17 protein-coding genes and 1 tRNA gene are annotated in these 17,906 nt (G+C 70.6%); 8 read left to right on the top strand and 10 right to left on the bottom strand.

The window, feature by feature from the left end; genetic code table 11:
- Positions 1-71: 71 nt before the first annotated feature.
- The 3 genes from LIP_RS06865 to LIP_RS06855 form a co-directional block, all read right to left on the bottom strand.
- Positions 72-1,883: a methyl-accepting chemotaxis protein gene (locus tag LIP_RS06865; RefSeq protein WP_068136052.1), complete on the bottom strand. Its 1,812-nt coding sequence runs from the start codon at positions 1,881-1,883 to the stop codon at positions 72-74.
- Positions 1,884-2,363: 480 nt separating this feature from the next.
- Positions 2,364-2,447: transfer RNA gene (locus LIP_RS06860), tRNA-Leu, on the bottom strand.
- A 57-nt stretch (positions 2,448-2,504) separates the two neighbouring features.
- Entirely contained in the window at positions 2,505-3,431 is a 927-nt protein-coding gene (locus LIP_RS06855; RefSeq protein ID WP_068136050.1) for a 2-dehydropantoate 2-reductase, read from the bottom strand.
- Between the two features lie 259 nt (positions 3,432-3,690).
- Here LIP_RS06855 and LIP_RS06850 point away from each other — a divergent pair, with 259 nt between their 5' ends.
- From LIP_RS06850 to LIP_RS06820, 7 genes are all read left to right on the top strand, one after another.
- Positions 3,691-4,125, top strand: coding sequence for a secondary thiamine-phosphate synthase enzyme YjbQ (locus LIP_RS06850; RefSeq protein ID WP_068136047.1), 435 nt, complete (start codon positions 3,691-3,693; stop codon positions 4,123-4,125).
- 55 nt (positions 4,126-4,180) lie between these two features.
- The gene (locus LIP_RS06845; protein ID WP_068136044.1) at positions 4,181-4,594 is read left to right on the top strand and encodes a DUF309 domain-containing protein; all 414 of its coding nucleotides are present in this window, start codon (positions 4,181-4,183) and stop codon (positions 4,592-4,594) included.
- A gap of 118 nt (positions 4,595-4,712) precedes the next feature.
- The gene (locus LIP_RS06840) at positions 4,713-5,354 is read left to right on the top strand and encodes a lytic transglycosylase domain-containing protein (protein ID WP_068136041.1); all 642 of its coding nucleotides are present in this window, start codon (positions 4,713-4,715) and stop codon (positions 5,352-5,354) included.
- Positions 5,355-5,568: 214 nt separating this feature from the next.
- Positions 5,569-6,225: a class II aldolase/adducin family protein gene (locus LIP_RS06835; protein ID WP_068136037.1), complete on the top strand. Its 657-nt coding sequence runs from the start codon at positions 5,569-5,571 to the stop codon at positions 6,223-6,225.
- A 431-nt stretch (positions 6,226-6,656) separates the two neighbouring features.
- The gene (locus LIP_RS06830; RefSeq protein ID WP_068136034.1) at positions 6,657-8,282 is read left to right on the top strand and encodes a spore germination protein; all 1,626 of its coding nucleotides are present in this window, start codon (positions 6,657-6,659) and stop codon (positions 8,280-8,282) included.
- Positions 8,282-9,601, top strand: a complete 1,320-nt coding sequence (locus tag LIP_RS06825; protein ID WP_231699402.1) for a Ger(x)C family spore germination protein — start codon at positions 8,282-8,284, stop codon at positions 9,599-9,601. Before LIP_RS06830 ends, LIP_RS06825 begins: the two co-directional genes overlap by 1 nt.
- Positions 9,602-9,603: 2 nt before the next feature.
- A complete protein-coding gene (locus LIP_RS06820; protein ID WP_068136029.1) occupies positions 9,604-9,834 on the top strand; it encodes a hypothetical protein in 231 nt (76 codons plus the stop codon).
- Here LIP_RS06820 and LIP_RS06815 read toward each other — a convergent pair.
- The 7 genes from LIP_RS06815 to LIP_RS06790 form a co-directional block, all read right to left on the bottom strand.
- On the bottom strand, positions 9,797-10,951 hold the full coding sequence (locus tag LIP_RS06815) for a GerAB/ArcD/ProY family transporter (protein WP_068136026.1): 1,155 nt from the start codon (positions 10,949-10,951) through the stop codon (positions 9,797-9,799). The genes LIP_RS06820 and LIP_RS06815 overlap by 38 nt on opposite strands.
- Before the next feature lie 213 nt (positions 10,952-11,164).
- Positions 11,165-11,950: an SDR family oxidoreductase gene (locus LIP_RS06810; protein ID WP_198409761.1), complete on the bottom strand. Its 786-nt coding sequence runs from the start codon at positions 11,948-11,950 to the stop codon at positions 11,165-11,167.
- A 52-nt stretch (positions 11,951-12,002) separates the two neighbouring features.
- The gene (locus LIP_RS20460; RefSeq protein WP_158509584.1) at positions 12,003-12,098 is read right to left on the bottom strand and encodes a 4a-hydroxytetrahydrobiopterin dehydratase; all 96 of its coding nucleotides are present in this window, start codon (positions 12,096-12,098) and stop codon (positions 12,003-12,005) included.
- Positions 12,099-12,115: 17 nt separating this feature from the next.
- On the bottom strand, positions 12,116-12,916 hold the full coding sequence (locus LIP_RS06805; RefSeq protein ID WP_068136023.1) for an energy-coupling factor transporter transmembrane component T family protein: 801 nt from the start codon (positions 12,914-12,916) through the stop codon (positions 12,116-12,118).
- Positions 12,870-14,690, bottom strand: coding sequence for an ABC transporter ATP-binding protein (locus tag LIP_RS06800; protein ID WP_068136020.1), 1,821 nt, complete (start codon positions 14,688-14,690; stop codon positions 12,870-12,872). Before LIP_RS06800 ends, LIP_RS06805 begins: the two co-directional genes overlap by 47 nt.
- Positions 14,691-14,693: 3 nt before the next feature.
- The gene (locus LIP_RS06795; protein WP_331456634.1) at positions 14,694-15,230 is read right to left on the bottom strand and encodes a tryptophan transporter; all 537 of its coding nucleotides are present in this window, start codon (positions 15,228-15,230) and stop codon (positions 14,694-14,696) included.
- 426 nt (positions 15,231-15,656) lie between these two features.
- The gene (locus LIP_RS06790) at positions 15,657-16,931 is read right to left on the bottom strand and encodes an MFS transporter (RefSeq protein ID WP_068136014.1); all 1,275 of its coding nucleotides are present in this window, start codon (positions 16,929-16,931) and stop codon (positions 15,657-15,659) included.
- A gap of 282 nt (positions 16,932-17,213) precedes the next feature.
- Here LIP_RS06790 and LIP_RS06785 point away from each other — a divergent pair, with 282 nt between their 5' ends.
- Positions 17,214-17,825 carry an RNA polymerase sigma factor gene (locus tag LIP_RS06785; protein ID WP_068136011.1) on the top strand — a complete coding sequence of 204 codons (612 nt, stop codon included), beginning with the start codon at positions 17,214-17,216 and terminating at the stop codon, positions 17,823-17,825.
- Positions 17,826-17,906 lie beyond the last annotated feature (81 nt).

Here is a 17,906-nt window from a genome sequence, read left to right as displayed (position 1 = left end):
AATACGTGCGGGAGCGACGATCTGGCAACGCCTTGCATCCTCAGGTCCGAGTCGATGGCTCGCTCGCAGCCTCAGGCGAGATCCCCCACCTGCCCGTGAACGGCTCGGGCGGCCTCGGCCTGATTCTCGGCCACCCCCCTCAGCTCCTGCAGCCGGGCGGCGAGCCTGGCGGCCCCGGCCTCCAGATGATGCACCCGATCGGTGAGGCCTTCCAGGGCGGCGCCTGTCTCCTCGAACTGGGCCACGATCTCCTGGGTGGTGGCTACCACCTCTTCGGTGCGGCGGCTCACCCGGGCCACCTGCTCGAACTGGGAGGTGGCCGTCTCCTGGACTGTCATCACGTTCCGCTTCAGCTCGTCGAAGGTGGCCGCCACCGCCTCCAGGGCGCCGGCCACCTCCTTCGCCCGCTCCTCCACGGCATCGATCCCCGAGGCGATGCCCTGCACCGCCTGAACCACCTGGCGCGTGGCACCTTCCACCTGTCCGGCGATCTGCCGGATCTGACCTGCTGCCGCTCCGCTCTCGCTGGCCAGTTTGCGCACCTCGGCCGCCACCACCGCGAACCCCCGGCCCTGCTCGCCCGCCCGCGCCGCCTCGATGGCCGCGTTGAGGGCGAGCAGGTTGGTCTGGGCGGCGATGGCCTCCATGGTGTCCAGGATCTCGCTGATGCGGCCCATCTGCTCCGCGAACGAGGCCACCAGGCCGTGCACCTCCACCGCCTCGGTGCTGGCCTGGCGCACGGCCTCCACCATCGCGCCCGCTCCCTGCCGGCCCCGCCCCACCTCGCCGGCGGTGGCCTCCACGGCCTCACCCGAGCGTGCGGCCAGATCCCGGGCCTCGGCGGCGGCCTGCTCCAGGGCGGCCGCCTCTTCGGCCGTGCGCCCCATGGCTTCGGTGATGCGCGCCGCACCGTCGGCCGCCGAGCGGCTGCCCGCCGCCACCTCGTCGAAGGAGCGCTTCATCTCGGCGAAGGTTCCCGAGAGCTCCTGTCCGAACACTCCCAGCTCCTCCACGGCCTTCTCCGCCCGGGCAGAGCCCCCGGCCGACTCATCCGACAGGGTCCGCAGGCGGTGCACGGTGCTCCGCAGCCGGCGGAGGAAGAGAAGCGTCACGGCCACGGCCATGAGGAGGCCCACACCCAGGATGGCGGCCGCGGCCCAGCGTCCCACCTGCTCCAGGCGCATCTGCTCGGTCCACACCCCGTCCCCTGCCTGGGCGAGCTCCACGCCTGCGCTCCGGACCGCACCCGTCAGCAGGTCGAAAGCCTCGCCCGCCCGGGTGAGGCCGTCGAGCTTGCGGGCGCGAGGGGCCTCGACGCCAAGCCCGGCCAGGGCTCCGGCGGCCGAGCGGGCCGCCTGCTCCAGACGGGCGGCCTGATCCTCCGAAAGGTAGCGGGTGACGGCGGGAACCCCTTCGCTCGCGATCCGCCGGGCCTCGGCCGAGAAGGCCGAGATCTTCAGATCCATGGTCTCCAGGAGGTCGAAGGCGGCCTGCTTGGCCTGCAGGTCCGCCTCCATCACCGCGAGCGATTGCTGGACGCGGGCCAGCGCGGCGGTGGCCCGGCTCTGCTCCAAGAGGCGATCGAGCCCAGAGCCCAACTGGCCCAGGAGGTAGAGGGTCCCTGCGCCGAAGAAGACGAACCCCGCCATGACCACCGTGAAGCCCAGCACCATCTGCCGGGCGAGCGACTGGGCGCCGAGCCTCCGGCCCAGGCCCAGGCGGCCGCGGCGGGGAGCGTGAAGGGTGGGGGGACCGCTGGCTGCGCCGTCGCCCCGCTCTCCCGCGGCGCCGTCCGCCCAGGCCCCCCCGCCAGGAACGGCCCCGTCGGCTTGGGTCCCTTCGTCGAACCTGCCCGTCGTTTCTGTGAAAACCGGCTTGCCCATGGCTCCGACCCCCACTCCCCGCGTGGCATCGGCACCCGCCGCCCGAGGGGCCACCGAATCAGGCCCGTGTCCCGGGCGGCGGGTGCCGCCACCTCCCCGTCTCCTTGCTTCGGCGGGGCGCGGGAACGGCTTGAGGGTGCGGGAGCGCGCGCTCCCCAGAAACCGTCCTCCCTGCCGTGCTCCCTGGTCCGGCGACACCGGCGCCGCGTGGAAACGGTCACCTGGCGGGCCATGCCGAGCCATGGCAACCGTCACGCAGGTCCCCGGCACTCCCGCACCATGGCCGCCAGCACGATGGGACCGAAGGTACCCTGGGCCAGGTTGACCGCCCGTACCGTGACGCAGTTCCCCGGGGCAGATCCGCTGCCCCACGAAGATGACGTTCGGATCGGTGATCTGGGGGTTGGCGCGGGGAGGAAGAAAAGACCCCCAGGAGGCCCGCTACAGAGCGGTTTCGGTACCCCCTGGGGGTTAAGGGCTTGGTGCCGAAGGCGGGAGTCGAACCCGCATGGGTTGCCCCAGACGATTTTGAGTCGCCCGCGTCTGCCATTCCGCCACTTCGGCCCGGGTATCGCTGACGTTATGGTACCAGAGGGCTCGGGCGGGCGCAAGCCCTTGCACCTAGCCCCGACCCACCTCCGCCCGCACCTCCATCACCCCGTAGAGGGTGGCGTTCACCGGGGTCTCCAGCCCCAGGCGGCGGCCCTCCCGGACGACGTACCCGTTGAAGGTGTCGAGCTCCAGGGGCCTTCCGTGGCTCAGGTCCTGCTCCATAGAGCTGGTCACGTGCATGGCGGAAGCCGTCCGCACCAGCCGCTCGATCACGTCCTCGCCCAGGTCCACCCCGCTCGCCCGGGCCACGGCCAGGGCCTCCCCCAGGCTGGTCTCGAAGACCCACCGGGCCGCCGGGGTGGCCACCAGGCGGGCCGCCGTGCCCCCGGTGAGGGCGCTGAAGGCGTTGAGCCCCACGTTGAAGAGGAACTTCTCCCACTTGGCGGAGCGGATGTCGTCCACCGCATGCACCTGGATGCCCGCGGCCGCCAGCACCTGCCGGATGCGCTCGACCCGCTCGCTGCGCCCGCCCGCGGCCTCTCCGAAGAGGATCTCGCCCCGGGCCCGGTGCTCGATGAGCCCGGGTGCCACCCGCTCCGCCCCGATGTAGACCACGCCCGGCAGCACCCGATCCTCACCGTAGAGCGCCGCCAGCTTCGCCTCGTTGTCGACGCCGTTCTGAAGGCAAAGGATCGTCGTCTCGGACGCCACCATGGGGGCCATGATGCGGGCGACCTCCTCGGTGTCGTAGCTCTTCACGGCGAAGAGGATCAGATCCTGGGGGCCGGCCAGGGCCGGATCGTCCGTGGCGGCGGGCCGGGCCACCCACTCTCCCCCGTCGTCGGCGGCCAGGGGGCTCCGCACCCGCAACCCGTCGCGCCGGATGGCCTCCAGGTGCGCCCCCCGCGCCAGAAGGGTCACCTCGGCCGCCGCCCGGCTGAGGAGGCACCCGAAGAAACCTCCCACGGCCCCCACCCCCACCACTCCGATCCGCAACCTGCTCGCCTCCGGTTCACCCACACGCGCGTGGGGGCGGCGCCATTGGCGCCACGTGCTGCTCTCGAGCCGTACCCCGTTGCCTTCGACCGCTCCAGGATCGTTCCCTGCTCCGGCCGCACGGTCGGCACGGGCGCCGCGGTACGAAGCGCCGCGGCAGCCCGACGAGAAGCTCCCCTGGCAGGAGTCCGCCACCCTTCGGGGAAAACTCCCTCCGCGCAGGCTGACTGGAGACCCCAGCCCGGAGGGAGCGCCCGTCATGAAGAGCCACACCGAGTACCTCACCTTCAACACCCGCAAGCGGCAGGAGATCATCGACATCACGGACCGGGTGCAGGGGGCGCTCGAGAAGTCCGGCGTGCGCGAGGGGATGGTGCTGGTGAGCGCCATGCACATCACCGCCTCCGTCTTCGTCAACGACCACGAGAGCGGCCTCTGGCAGGACATCCTCGACTGGCTCGAGGGCCACGTGGCCCCATGGGACCATCACCCATCCCGGGGCGACGACTACCTCCACAACCGCACCGGCGAGGACAACGGCGCCGCACACCTGCGCAGCCTCACCCTGGGGCACGAGGTGATCGTCCCCGTCACCGAGGGTCGGCTGGACTTCGGGCCCTGGCAGCGGGTCTTCTACGGCGAGTGGGACGGGCAGCGGAAGAAGCGGGTGATCATCAAGGTCCTGGGCGAGTAGACGGCCGGGGGGGGGGGGGGGCCCATGGGGTCACGCTGACGAGGGGGCGGTCCGGGTGAGCGGAGCGAGCCGCTTCCAGGCCGAGTTCCTGCGCTTCCTGGAGCTCTTCAACCAGGAGCTCTTCTGGGAGAGCCACGAGGTCCTGGAGGGCGCCTGGCGGCGGAACCGGAGCCCCTTCTACCAGGGCCTCATCATCTACGCTTCGGCCTTCGTCCACGCCCAGCGGGCCAACCCGGCGGGTGTGGTGAAGCAGATGGCGAAGGCACGCACCCGCCTGGAGCCCTACCGCCCGCACCACCTGGGCCTGGACGTGGAAGAGATCCTGCACCAGGCCAGCCGCTGGACTCGGCTGGCGCAGCAAGCCCTCGCCGGGCCCGGCCTCAGCCCGCTGGAGCCTCCCCCACCCTTCCCCCGCCTCTCCCCTGACCCCGGCCTCATCCGGGGCGACGAGCCCGAGCTGCCTCCCTGAGAGCTCACCCTGGGCGGATTCAGCCCTGCCACGTCCCCCTCCCCCGTCATCCCAAGCGCGTGGGGCGTTCTGCCCCCCATCCCTCCGAAATAGACTTGTCCCGGAGGGAGGCAGGCCCATGCGGAGCACGAAACGCCCCCATGCCCTGTGGGGGGCCATCCTCTTTCTTTGCGTCCTCTTCAGTTGGGCTCTGGCGGGCCAGCAGGCCATCATCCGCCTCTCCGAGCAAGCGCTGGAGGCAAGCCGCGCCGAGGCCGAGGCGAAGCAGGCGGAGCTGGAAAGGCTCCAATCGACGCTGCGCTCCACCGAGAAGCGGCTGCGGGAGTACGAGGCCTACTTCGAGCGGATCCGCCCCATCGCAGCCCGGCTGGGATCCCAGAGCCGCGTGGATCCCTGGGCCCTGGCCGCGCAGGTGGACCGCTCCAGCCGCCGTTACGGCGTGGATCCCATGCTGGTGGTGGCCGTGGGGCAGACCGAGTCCGACTGGAACGTACGGGCCCTGGGCCGCCGGGGTGAGGTGGGACCCATGCAGGTCATGCCGTCCACCTTCCGGGCCCTGGGCGGCCGGGATCCGTGGGACTGGCGGGAGAACGTGGACCTGGGCACCCGCTACCTGGCCATGATGCTCCAGCTGGCCGGCGGTGACGTGCGTCTGGCCGTCGCCTACTACAACGCGGGCCCCTCCCGCCCCGCCAGCACGGTCCAGCGGATCTCCGCCCGCCACGTGGAGAAGGTGATGCAGGCACGAGCCCGGCTCTAGACCGCCTCCGGCGTCAGGGGAACCCCGGCTCGAGCGACCGCCTCTGCCTCCCCCTTCCTGCGCGTGATCGCCTTTCCATTCCTCGCTTCACTGGACTAGAATGGAGGTCAGGTGGCCACGGCCGCACCCGTGCGCAGCTCCCCGATGGCTGCCGCCCTGGGACTGTCTCACCTGCCGTGCGGATTCGGTCGTGGAGGGAGGGCGGTGATCGACGATGCGTGACGACCAAGAACCCAGGCGCCGGCTGGTGGCCCTGGGGCGACGCCTGCTGGAGGAGCGGCTCGTCTCGGGCACCGGCGGCAACCTGAGCATGCGCACGCCGTCGGGGGTCCTGATCACCCCCAGCGGCGTTCCGTACCAGGAGATGGCGCCCGGCGACCTGGCCCTGCTGGCACCGGACGGCGAACGTCTGGAAGGCGCCCGCCGGCCCTCCTCCGAGACGCCCATGCACCTGGAGGTCTACCGCCGCCGGCCCGACGTAGGCGGCGTGGTGCACACCCACAGCCGTTACGCCTCTGCCTTCGCCACCGCCGGGCGGGAGATCCCGCCCTTCCACTACATGGTGGCGGCCGTGGGCGATCGGGTGCCCCTGGCCCCCTACGCCACCTTCGGGACCGCGGAGCTCGCGGCTTCCGCCGTGGAGACCCTGGCGGACCGGTACGGGGCGGTGCTTCTGGAGCGGCACGGTGTGCTGGCCGTGGGCGCCACCCCGGAGGAGGCCTTCGACCGAGCCCTGGCCGTGGAGCACGTGGCCGAGGTGAGCTTCCTGGCCCTGCAGCTGGGCTTCCCCGAGCCCCTTCCCCCGGAAGAGCTGGAGCGGCTCCGAGAACGCTTCGAGGGTTACGGGCGGACCCAGCACCCCGAATCGTGACACGGGGGCGCTCCTCTTTCCGGCAGCACGTGGCAACCCTTCACGGCTCCAGCACGTTCCGCCGAGAGAAGCGCGAAGCCCAGCTGAGGCTCGTCTGGACGCCGAGCGGCGCCAACGCCGGGTGCCTGAGACATAGTGTCTGCCCGTCCTGCAAAGACTCTCTTCAGACCTCTCCTCGGTGAGACAAGCCCCACAAAGTGCCCAAGGTCTTGCCTGGTCCACGGGCGAGACCGTGGAGTCTGGGAGGTTCGTGGCCGATCGACCCGCGGCGGTTCCAGAGCGAGGCTTCAGGCGCGCAGAACGAGGAGCGGTCAGGAGAAGCCGCCGGCTCTGTCGCCTCGACGGGTTCCCAAGACGGAGGCGCCGGCCTTCGCGGGGACGCGGCCGAGACAGGCCTCGGACCCCGCATCCTCACGCCCTACGAGGAAGACATGGAGCGCACGGGCGTTCACCGGGACCAGGCCGAAGGCCTCGAAGCCCTGCGAGCGGCCGCCGAGATCCTGGAGGAACTCCCTCTCAGCGAGAGCCTCGACCTGAACTTGGGTACCTTGGACCGGCTGTTCCACGGCTCTTCGGACTGGGTTTGCCGCAGCTTCCGCATCGCCGGGGGCAGGAAGGCGGCCATCGCCTATCTCGACGGGCTGCTCGATTCGGCCCGACTCGACGACTCGGTCCTCAGGCCCCTCCTCTACGAGGCGTTTCCCATCCGCACGCACGTCGCCGGCGGGGAGGAGGTGGGCCGCATCCTCGAGCAGCATGCGGTCGCGCTCTCCCACGTGAAGAAGGTCACGACCGTGAGCGAGCTGGCCGACGGCATCCTCCACGGAGATGCAGCCCTTCTCGTCGACGGGGAGAGCTCGGGCACCCTCCTGAACGCCCGCGCCTTCGAGCACCGCAGCGTGGACGAGCCGGAGAGCGAGTCCGTCATCCGCGGCCCCCACGAGGGGTTCGTCGAGAGCTTGAACACCAACACCGCCCTTCTCCGCCGGCGCATCCGGACGCCGCAGTTGAAGCTGGACCGCTCGAGGGTCGGGCACCTCTCTCGAACCGACGTGGTGATCGCCTACGTCCGCGGCGTCGCGCCGGAGACGCTCGTCCGGGAAGTGCAGCGGCGGGTCTCCGGCATCCGAATCGACGGTGTCATCGACAGCGCCTACATCGAAGAGCTCATCGAGGACTACCCCTACTCCCCGTTCCCCCAGGCACTGGTCACCGAACGCCCCGACGCCGTGGCCGGCAACCTTCTGGAGGGCCGTGTGGCGATCCTGGTGGACGGCTCGCCCTTCGCCCTGGTCGTTCCCACGACCCTGTTCGGGCTCATGCAGGCCAGCGAGGACTACTACGAGCGGTTCTACGTCGGAACGGCCCTTCGGGCGCTCCGGTACCTCTTCGCGTTCCTCGCCCTCCTGCTCCCGTCTCTCTACGTGGCGATCACCACGTTCCATCAGGAGATGATCCCCACCGCGCTGCTGCTCACGCTGGCCGCGACCCGGGAGGGCATCCCGTTCCCCTCCATCGTAGAAGTCCTCATGATGGAAGTCTCCTTCGAGGCGCTGCGGGAAGCAGGGATCCGGCTGCCCAAGCCCATCGGGCAGGCCGTCACCATCGTCGGCGCCCTCGTCATCGGCCAGGCCTCGGTACAGGCCGGAATCGTCAGCGCTCCCGTCGTCATCATCGTCGCGCTCACGGGCATCGCCTCGTTCACCTTTCCCCGATTCAACCTCGGGATCACCATCCGACTGATACGCTTCCCGATGATCTTCCTGGCCGCCACCCTGGGCCTGTACGGCATCATCCTCGGGCTCCTCGGCATCCTCGTCCACCTCTGCAGGCTCAGGAGCTTCGGCATTCCTTACCTGTCCCCCGTCACGCCGCTCACCACCGGGGACCTGGCCGACGCAGCGCTACGGGTCCCGATCTGGCTGCGGGGGCTTCGCCCGCGGCTCGTGGGCCATGCCAACCCCCGCCGGCAGCCTGAGCGGGCGAGAGCCCCACGCGGTCCGTACGAGGACGACCAGGTCCCACGGGATGACGGGGCCGGGAGAGCGGAAGGGTGATGATCATCTCAGGCGACATCCCGTCCTCTGGACGGGCGCCGAAGGTACGTGCCCTCCGCCGCCTTGCTCACGTGGCCCTGCTGAGTCTCGTGGCGCTCGCATCGGGCGGGTGTTGGGACCGTACCGAGGTGAACGATCTGGCCATCGTCAACGGGGTCGCGCTGGACAGGGCCGGACCCGACTCGTTGGAGCTGACCATCGCCCTCGCCGTTCCCGCGCGTATCACGCCGCCGAGTTCTCCCGGCGGGGGAGGGGCGCAGCTCCCACCGACCACCACGAGGGCAACTCAGGGACGAACGGTGCCGGACGCCCTGTCGTACATGCAGGAGAAGCTGTCGCGCCGGCTCTTCTGGGCCCACAACGCGGTCATCCTCATCGGTGAAGACCTCGCCCGAGAGGGGGTCAGCCCGGTGATCGAGTTCTTCTCGCGCCAGCGAGAGGCCCGACTGCGAACGGTCATCGGCGTGGTTCCCGGAAGGGCGAAGGACGTGCTGGCGGTGGTGACGCCGCTCCAGCCGATCACCCCCACGGCGATCCGGGACATCCAGAGCTTCCGGACCAGCGTCATGACGACCGTGCTGGACTTCGCTGCGGCCCTCTCGGCCGAGGGCCAGGAGCCCATCGCCGCCAGGGTGCAGGTCGTCCACAGCGGCGCGGCGGAGCCGGGCATGCTCGAAGCGCCACAGGACGGCGGGAACGCCGGGCCGATGATCCAGAAGGATCCGCCCCAGCCGGCGGTCACCGGGGCCGCACTGTTCAAGGGAGACCGTCTGGTCGGCTTCCTCGATGACGTCGAGACCCGGGGGGTCCTGTGGCTCCGGAACGAGCTGCAGAGAGCCACCATCACGGTGACGTTGGGAGATCCCCGGCGGCGGGTGAGCTTCTACCTGGTCCGGGCCGAGTCGACGCTGACGCCCCGGTTTCACGGTGACCGCGTCGTCATGCAGGTCAAGGTCTTCACCGAGGGCGATCTCAGCGAGAACGCGGCGGGCGTGGACGCGAGCGATCCGGCGGTGATCAGGCTGCTCCAGCAAGAGGTGGCCGAATCCGTCGCCGAACGCATTCGCAGGGCTTCCGAGAAGGTCCAGAAGGGATTCCGCACGGACGTGTTCGGCTTCGGCGAGGCGGTCCGTCGCGCCGACCCCCGGCGGTGGGAAGAGCTGAAGCACCGCTGGGAGCAGGTGTTTCCGGAGGTCGAGCTGGACCTGGACATCCAGGCGTTCATCCGCCGGACGGGCGCCAGCGACAAGCCTCTGGGCGTGAAGGAGCGTGGCCTGCTGGACGCTGGCGATCTCAGGGAGATGCTGGAGGGGAAGTAGGGGTGCTGATTGCCGGTTTTCTCATCGCATCGGGCCTGATCTTCTGGTACGAGCTCGCCCGCATCCGAAAATACGGCGGAGGACGGCGCGAGGTGATCGCCTTCTCGGTGGGCATGGCTTTGGCCGTCGCCCTCGGCCTCGCCATGATTCTCGACCTCCCCGTTCCCAATCCGATCCAGGCGATCGAGGCCGTTTTCAGACCTTTGGGGGAGAGGGTGGTTCCTCCAAGGTAGAGGCGGTCCCTGGCCGGGGACCGCGGGCTCCTCGGGCCGAGGCCACGCCCAAGAGCAGGAGCGGGATGACGGCTTCGAAGACGAGCATGTACGGGGTCGCCGACCAGCGGACGAAGCGAAAGAACTCCGCCTGATCATTGAAGAAGAGCACGGAGAGTTCTCCGACGAGCAGCCCGATAGGCCATGCAAGCGGGCGATAGTCCTGCAATCGGAGGAGCTCTGCGGCCGCGAGGGTCGCCCCGTAACACCAGATGCTGAGCTTGGCGAAGCTCGCGGTCACCCAAAGGGAAACGGAGACCGCCTCCAGACGCTCCAGGAAGTTGGCGATGCTCACGTGCTTGGCTATTTCGACGGGGAGGAAGACGAGGCGTCCGGCGACCTCGGCCCCCAGGACACCCACGTACCAGAGCGACGTGCCCATCATCAGGAGTCCGAGGGCGAGGATAGGGAGCACCAGGACCCGCAGGCTCGCCGCCTTTCGATTCAGGAAGGGCAGGATCATGATGGCCGCGACCATCACCTCTCCAAAGAAGCCCCCGGCTATGTATTGGCCCTGCAATACGGGAAGAAGCCCGCGCTCGAGCACCGGTTGCCAGTTTCGAGGGTCCACGTCCTTGAACGAAAGAACCGCCAGGGTCGCCAGGAAGGCGACGACGATCGGAACGATCACCTGGTTGGCCCGGGCGATCACCTCGATGCCGCCCCTGACGTTCGTGGCAACCACCGCGATCAGGGCCCCGATCACGACGGAAATCGGCGTCCGCGGAAGGATCATGGTGGTGATTAGCTCGCCGAACCCCCGGGCGGTGAGAGCTGCAACGGAGGTGAGCCACACGACGTAGGCCGCGCCGATGAGGTATCCCAGCGGTCTGCCCATGGTCTTGAGCGTGAAGCCGATGAGCGTCTCGCCCGGAAACCGGCGCGCCAGGGCGGTGGCGAGGAAGGCCACCCCGATACCCAGAAGGGTCGCCGGAACGGACGAGAGCCAAGCGTCCTGACCGGCCGTCTCGATCGCGAGAACCGGGATGAACAGCACCGCCCAGGGTAGGATGGCACTGACCACGAGCAGGCTGCCCTCGAGAGCAGAGATCTTTCCGCCGTCGACCCGTCCGGGCATTTGTCGCCCCCGCCTCTGCTGCACGAAGCCCCCGAATCCGGAGTACGGTGCAGCACACCGATCCCTCATGCCGGTCTCGGAGATAGCGTCTCCCAACGGAAGCACTTCCATCTTCGACTGGAGGCTGGCGACAGCATGGTGTGGGGGAGGAAGCGAGGGGCCCAAGGACGCTCTTTGGGGAAATGAGGCCGGAGCAAGACGCACGATGCTCGCCTACATCGCGGACATGCCCCCGTCCACGGCCAGGATCTGCCCCGTGACGTAGGAGGAGGCCCGGGAGGCCAGGAAGAGCACCGTCGCCCTCAGCTCTCCCGCCTGGCCGACCCGTCCCAGGGGGACCGCACGGGTGAGCGCTTCGCCCGCCTGCTCGATCACGGCCGCGGACATGCGGGTGGGAAAGTAGCCGGGTGCCATGGCGTTGACGGTGATGCCGTAGCGGGCCCACTTGACCGCCAGGTCGCGGGTCAAGGCCACGATCGCCCCCTTGCTCGCACTGTAGCCCACCGCGTCCAGGACCTCGGGCGGGGAGCCCGCGAGGCCCGCCACCGACGTGACGTGGATGATGCGCCCGTAGCCGCGGACCCGCATCCGCCGCCCCACCGCCTGGGAGACCACGAACGCGCCCGTGGCGTTGGCCTCCATCACCTCGCGCCAGCGCTCCAGGGGCATCTCCAGCGCGGGCGCGCCCCAGGAGCGGCCGGCCGCGTTCACCAGCACCGAGATGGGCCCCAGCTCGGCCTCGGCCGCCTCCACCACCCGGGCCACCCCGTCCGGATCCGCCACGTCGCAGGTCCACCCCGCCGCTTCCATGCCCGCGGCCCGGAGGCTTTCCACCGCCGGGTCCAGCCACTGGGCGCGGCGGGCCACCAGGGCCAGCCGGGCGCCGGCCCGACCCAAGGCTTCGGCCATCTCCAGACCCAACCCCCGGGAGCCGCCCGTCACCAGGGCGACGTGCCCGTCGAGGCCGAAGAGGTCCGAGAGGAACGCTGCGTCTATCAAGGGATCCACCCCTTCCCGGTCCTGGGGCTCGGCCGCGTCCCGAGGCGACCCTTTACTTCGCCAGCGCCACCGCCTCGATCCGCCGGGCCAGCTGGACGTCGTTATCGGTCAGGCCTTTGGCGCCGTGGGTGGTGAGGAGGAGCCGCACCCGCTGGAGAATGAGGCCTACCGCAAGACCCCGAACGCCCCCGCCACCGCGACACCACCCACCAGCGCCAGGAGTGCCAGCAGCACTCGATCGGCCGTACCCATGACCGCCGGCCGCCAGTAGGTGCGCTCACCGGCACCGTAGCCTCGGGTCTCCATGGCCACCGCCAGCCGCTGGGCGTGCCGCATGGAGAGCAGCACCAGCGGCACGGCCAGGGGCGCATAGGCCCGGGCCTTTGCCAGGGGGCCGCGCCCTGCCGGGCGGTACGCCCGCGAGCGCTGGGCCTGCTGCACCTGGTCGAACTCGTCGACCAGCATGGGCATCCAGCGAAGGGTGGTCACGAAGAGGAAGGCGTAGTCGTAGGGAACCCGCAGCCGCTCCACCAGCGCCATCACCAGGTCCCGTGGTTGGGTGGCGCCCAGCAGCACGGGGAAGACGCCCGTCACCGCCAGCATTCGAAGGGCCATCTGCAGGCCCCGGACCAGGCTCACGTCCGTGATCCGGAGGGCGGGTCCCAGGATCGGCCAGTGCGTCGGTGCGAGCGCCACCAGCGTGCTGCCTGGGTGGTCGAAGAGAATCTGCCCCAGGAGGATCACGCCGCCGAAGACCCCCAGGGAGACGTAGTAGGCCCGGTTCGGCCCGAGCAGCCGTGCGGCCGCCGCCACGGCCAGGACCGAGAGGTAGAGCAGGGCCAGGGCCCACACCGGGCGCAGGGCCACCGCCACCACGAAGACCGCCACCGCCCAGGCCAGCTTGGTGAGCGAGTGGAGCCTATGGACGGGCGAAGGAACCGGGAGGTACTGGAGCCACCCCCGCACGAGCCTCACCTCCCTTCCCGCCCGCGACCCCTGCGGCACCCCGGAGCGTCTCCTCCAGCTCCTCCAGGGTGAGGCAGACGGGGGCTCCCTCGCCCAGGAGCTCGCGGGCCAGGCGGGTGGCCGGCGGCAGATCGAGGCCCGCCTCCTGCAGGAGCCGCGGGCTGGCGAAGACCTGCCGGGGCGACCCGTCAACCAGGACCCGGCCGTGGGCCACCACCACCACCCGGCGGGCATACCGGGCCACCAGCTCCATGTCGTGGGTGATGAAGCAGATGGCCGTGCCCTGGGCGTTCACTCGGGCCAGGAGGTCCATGATCTCCCGGCTTTCCCGCGCGTCTTGGCCCGTGGTGGGCTCGTCCAGCACCAGGAGGTCGGGCTCCATGGCCAGCACCGCGCCCACGGCCACCCGCTGCCGTTGCCCGCGGCTGAGCTCGCCCGGATCCTCGTCCAGCAGCTCGTCGAGCCCCAGGGAGGCGCTCACCGCAGCCACGCGCCGGCCCACCTCTGCTGCGCCCAGCCCCAGGTTGCGCGGGCCGAAGGCCAGCTCCTCCCGCACGCTGCCCAGGAAGAGGGCGTGGTCCGGGTTCTGCCAGACGTAGCCGACGCTCCGGGCCAGCTCGTGGACGGGACGGCGTGCCGCATCCTGTCCCCCCAACCGCACGCTCCCCGCGTGGGGCCGCAGGAGCCCCACCCAATGCTTCACCAGGGTGGTCTTCCCCGCCCCGTTCTCGCCCACCAGCGCCAGCATCTCGCCCCGGCGGACGGTCAGGTCCACACCGTGAAGCACGGGCTCGGGGCCGTAACCCGAGACCAGGCCCGCTACCTCGAGCAGGGGGCCGCCCACGTCCGCTCCCACGATCACACCGTTGCCGGTGGTCGCTCGGGGCGTGGCACCGATCCCGATGGCGGCGCCGGGGTCCTCGCCTCCACCCTTGGAGGCAGGGCGCACCTCGCCGTTACCGGCAGGGACACCATCCACCCGCCGCCGGGCCCAGCGGATCCGGGCCGGCACGGGGATGCCCAGGGCCTCCATGACCGGCAGGTCGCCCAGGACCTCTGCGGGCCGCCCGTCGGCCACCAGGCGGCCGCGGTCGAGCACCAGCAGCCGGCTCGCGTGGCGGGCCAACCACTCGGTCTTGTGCTCCACCACCAGCACGGTCACGCCGTGCTCCGCGTTCAGGCGGGCCAGCGCCTCGAAGACGTCCCGGGTTCCGGCCGGGTCCAGCTCGGCCGTGGGTTCGTCCAGCACCAGCAGCGACGGCCGGCAGGCCAGGACGGCGGCGATTGCGAGCCGCTGCTTCTGCCCTCCGGAGAGGGCCGCGGTGGGCTTTCCCCGCAGCGCCCAGAGGCCTGTGGCCTCCAGGGCCTCCCGTACCCGGCGCCCGATCTCGTCGGCAGGCACGGCCAGGTTCTCGGGCCCGAAGGCCACCTCCTCGTCCACGTGGAAGGAGACGATCTGATCCTCCGGATTCTGGAAGACGCTCCCCACCAGGCGGGCCAGGCGGTTGGGCCGCACCTCCGCGGTGGAAAGGCCGTCGATGCGCACCTGGCCGTAGGCCTCGCCCGGCAGGGTGTGCGGGATCAGGCCGTTCAGGAAGGCGCAGAGGGTGCTCTTGCCCGCCCCCGTGGGCCCCGTGACGCCCACGAACTCACCCGCCCGAAGGGTCAGGGAGACCCCGTCCAGAGCCGGCTCCGGCCGGCGGGACCCCGCGTACCGGAAGGAGAGCCCGCGGGCCTCCACCAGAACCTGCCCGGGGGCCGTCGATCCTTCCACGCCTCAGGCCTCCCCGCGCCGCAGCAGGCGGGCCGACGGGAGGTAGAGCACCTCGGTGATCACGGCGTTGACCGCACTCACCACCACCACCGTGGTGATCATGGCGGCAAAGACGGCCGCCGGTACGAAGAGCGCCGTGAGCCCCACGAAGACCAGGCCGCTCACGAAGGTGACCAGCGCCGACACCACCAGCGGCCCCAGGGCCACGGCGCCCAGGCGAAGGGACCGGTGGAGGCCCGATCGGACCAGGAAGACCGCCACCAAAGCCGCGGCCGGCTCGCTCACCAGCAGGAACCATGGGATGGGCGCCTTCGAGACCGTCATGCCCACGGCGCCCGCCACCAGCCCCAGGCCGATGCCCTGGGCGTAGGTGGGCTTCACCAGAAGCACCGCCAGGGTGAAGAGGGCGACGATCCAGTTGGGCGAGATGCCCCCCAGCGGCGGCGTGACCACCTTCAACACCGCGCCCACCGCCAGGAGGAGCGCCATCAACGTCACGTCCTGGGCACTCAGACGACCCTGGGAAGAGCCGGATCGCATGCGAGGAACGGAAGAGGACGGATGGGACACCCACGAAACCTCCCTCGTTGGTCTCGGGCCCCAGACGCAGTAGGTTGACCCCACCACGCCAGGCTCCGCACACGGGTCGCGTGCGAAGCCGGAGGGTGCTCAAGGTGGGCCCGTGGCCGGAGTCAGGGCCCGAGCGGGAGGTGCCGTACGCCCTGGGCGATGGGCCGTCGAAGGAGATCGCCCGCCAGGGAACTCGCCTCGGCTCTTCGTTTCTCAGCTCGGCTCCGCTCAGACTCCGGTATGGGCGGTAAATACGCCACCGGCAGGCCGATTCCTGCTGCCTCTGCCGGACAGGAGCTCCGGATCATGTCGCAGCCGCTGGAGCGCCACCGCCTCCTCGTGGACGAGCGGTCCCCTTCAGAGTAGCGCAAGATTGCCTGGCATTCCGTCGAATCCTCATGGGAAGGATGGCTCGATCGGGTGGAAAGGCCGTTCGGGGAGGGGGCGCATGACCCACGCCGCGAGGAGCGCCGTGCCCACCATGGTCCACCAGAGGGCGTCGTGGCCCAGGCGCCCCAGGATCTGGCCGCCCACCAGCGGGCCCAGGGCCCAGCCCGCGCCGTTGACGAAGCTGCCGGCGGCTTGGTAGCGCCCGCCCTGTCCCACCGGGGCGACGCTGGCCAGCTCGGCGGGAACCAGCGGCATGAAGAGCATTTCCCCCGCGGTGAGCACCACGAAGGCGACCACGTACGGCGCCACGGGCCAGGCGCCCAGGAAGAGCAGGCCCGCTGCCGCATAGACCAGGGCCGCCACCGCCATGCGCACCCGCCTGGGGTAATGGTGCGTCCAGCGGGTCGTGGGCAGCTGGAGCAGCGCGATCATCGCTCCGTTCACCGTCCAGAGCAGGCTGTACCACTCCGCCCTGCCGAACCGCAGCTCGATGTCGATGGGCAACGCCGAGCCCATCTGGCTGTAGAAGAGCGCCATGAGGCACGACCCCACGGCGACCCGCCAGAACCGTCCCTCCGAGGGCGGGGGCAACCAGAAGACCCGCCGCACCTCCCGGACCAGGCCGGCGACCCCCGCCCGCCCGCCGTGCATCGGGGCCGACGTCCCCGCATCCGCGGCCGCTGTCGAAGCTGCCTCCCCCAAACCCTCAGGCAGGGAGACGCGCTCGCCCGACGCTCGCTGCCCGGGAACGAAGAGCCCGACGATCAGCGCGAACGCGAAGAACGAGAGACCGTCGGCCACGAAGAGCAGGCGAAAGTCGCGGGCCACCATCCAGGCGCCCACCAAGGGCCCGATCGCGATGGCCGCGTTCTGCAGCAGGTTCATGATGCTGAACGCCTCCTCGCGGCGATGGGCCGGTGCCAGGCTGGCCAGCCCGTGGGTGAAGGCCGGGAAGCTCCCCCACACCAGGAAGCTGAGGGCGGCGTACGCGAGGGCGAAGCCGCCCTTGCTCGGTGCGAAGCCAGCTGCGATCACCGCTCCACCCGCGCCGATCATGGCGGCCAGCACCACGGGCTTGAAGCCGATGCGGTCCGTCAGGGCGCCCCCGGGCAACCTCCCCGCCAGGGAGCCCAGGCCCGCCGCCGCCATGATGAGCCCCACCTCCGCTGGCGGCACACCGTGCACGCGGCTCAGGAAGAGCGCCGTGAAGGGAAAGAAGAAGCCATCCCCCAGCGCGCTCACGAACCGCCCCGCCACCAGGATCCAGAAGGCCCTGCCCACGTGTTTCCCGCTCTCCTCTCTTGCCTTCGCGCCCCATCGTGCCTGTCCCGCCCGCTGGTCCCGGCGGAAGCGACATACCGGCCATCAGGTTACCAGACCGGGGCATCCCGGGCAAGCGGTTGGGCCAGGCTGTGAAGCGGTGGGGCGGGGTTGAGAGCCGGAAGCCCCGGCACGCTCCGCCCACCCGCCGATCGCCTGCCTCTCACCTGTCGTTCGCAGGAACGCGCTTCCAGACACCGAAACCGTGGCTAAGAAGCCCCGGGGGTCGGTGAACCGATTGGGATGACGGTGGAGCCCGAGGCCGTCGCCCTCCTCCAAAGGGCGCTGGCCCAACGACGCGACGACGACTGGGAGCGGCTCTACGCCGTTCTGTCGCCGCGCGTCCAGGCCTGGGTGCACGCGCACCCCTCCTTTCGGCTTTCGGGGGAGGACGCCGACTACTTCACCAACCGGGCGCTGGAGCGGCTCTGGCAGGCCGTTGATCCGGCAAAGGCCGCCCGCTTCCAGGAAGGGCCGGCCCTGCTCCAGTACCTCAAGCTCTGCGTGCACAGCGTGATCATGGACGAGCTCCGAGGGCCGGCGCCGAAGGCCTCCGAGCGTCTGGACGAGCTCACTCCCAGCCTGCCGGATCCCTCGCCCGGCCCTGAGGATCAGGCCTTGGCTTCGGAGGAACGCGATGCCCTCTGGTCGCTGGTGGCGAGGGTGGTGCGCGGCGCAAGGGAACGCCTCCTGCTCGAGGCTTCCTTCGTGCGCGGCCTGCCTCCTCGCGAGATCGCCGCGCGGTTCCCGGCCCTCTTCGCGTCAGTGCAGGAAGTGTATACCCTCAAGCGCCGGGTGCTGGAGCGGCTCGCCCGGAGCCCCGAACTCGAGGACTTCCTTGCCCGGCGAGGCTGAGGGCCGCGCGAGGGCGCGCCCGCACGGGCGGAGCGCACGCGAAACGCAGGGTTCCGAGCGTTACCCATAGGGGAGGTGAGC

The organism is Limnochorda pilosa, from assembly GCF_001544015.1.
GTDB classification, from domain to species: Bacteria; Bacillota; Limnochordia; order Limnochordales; family Limnochordaceae; genus Limnochorda; species Limnochorda pilosa.
This window is presented reverse-complemented; position numbering and strand designations above follow the sequence as displayed.

Excerpts from the sequence above, each read along its gene's own strand:
- LIP_RS06840 (WP_068136041.1), top strand. The coding sequence starts at position 4,713 with ATGCGGAGCACGAAACGCCCCCATGCCCTGTGGGGGGCCATCCTCTTT.
- LIP_RS06825 (WP_231699402.1), top strand. The coding sequence starts at position 8,282 with ATGATCATCTCAGGCGACATCCCGTCCTCTGGACGGGCGCCGAAGGTA.
- LIP_RS06815 (WP_068136026.1), bottom strand. The coding sequence starts at position 10,951 with ATGCCCGGACGGGTCGACGGCGGAAAGATCTCTGCTCTCGAGGGCAGC.
- LIP_RS06835 (WP_068136037.1), top strand. The coding sequence starts at position 5,569 with ATGCGTGACGACCAAGAACCCAGGCGCCGGCTGGTGGCCCTGGGGCGA.
- LIP_RS06850 (WP_068136047.1), top strand. The coding sequence starts at position 3,691 with ATGAAGAGCCACACCGAGTACCTCACCTTCAACACCCGCAAGCGGCAG.
- LIP_RS06865 (WP_068136052.1), bottom strand. The coding sequence starts at position 1,883 with ATGGGCAAGCCGGTTTTCACAGAAACGACGGGCAGGTTCGACGAAGGG.
- LIP_RS06830 (WP_068136034.1), top strand. The coding sequence starts at position 6,657 with ATGGAGCGCACGGGCGTTCACCGGGACCAGGCCGAAGGCCTCGAAGCC.
- LIP_RS06785 (WP_068136011.1), top strand. The coding sequence starts at position 17,214 with ATGACGGTGGAGCCCGAGGCCGTCGCCCTCCTCCAAAGGGCGCTGGCC.
- LIP_RS06795 (WP_331456634.1), bottom strand. The coding sequence starts at position 15,230 with ATGCGATCCGGCTCTTCCCAGGGTCGTCTGAGTGCCCAGGACGTGACG.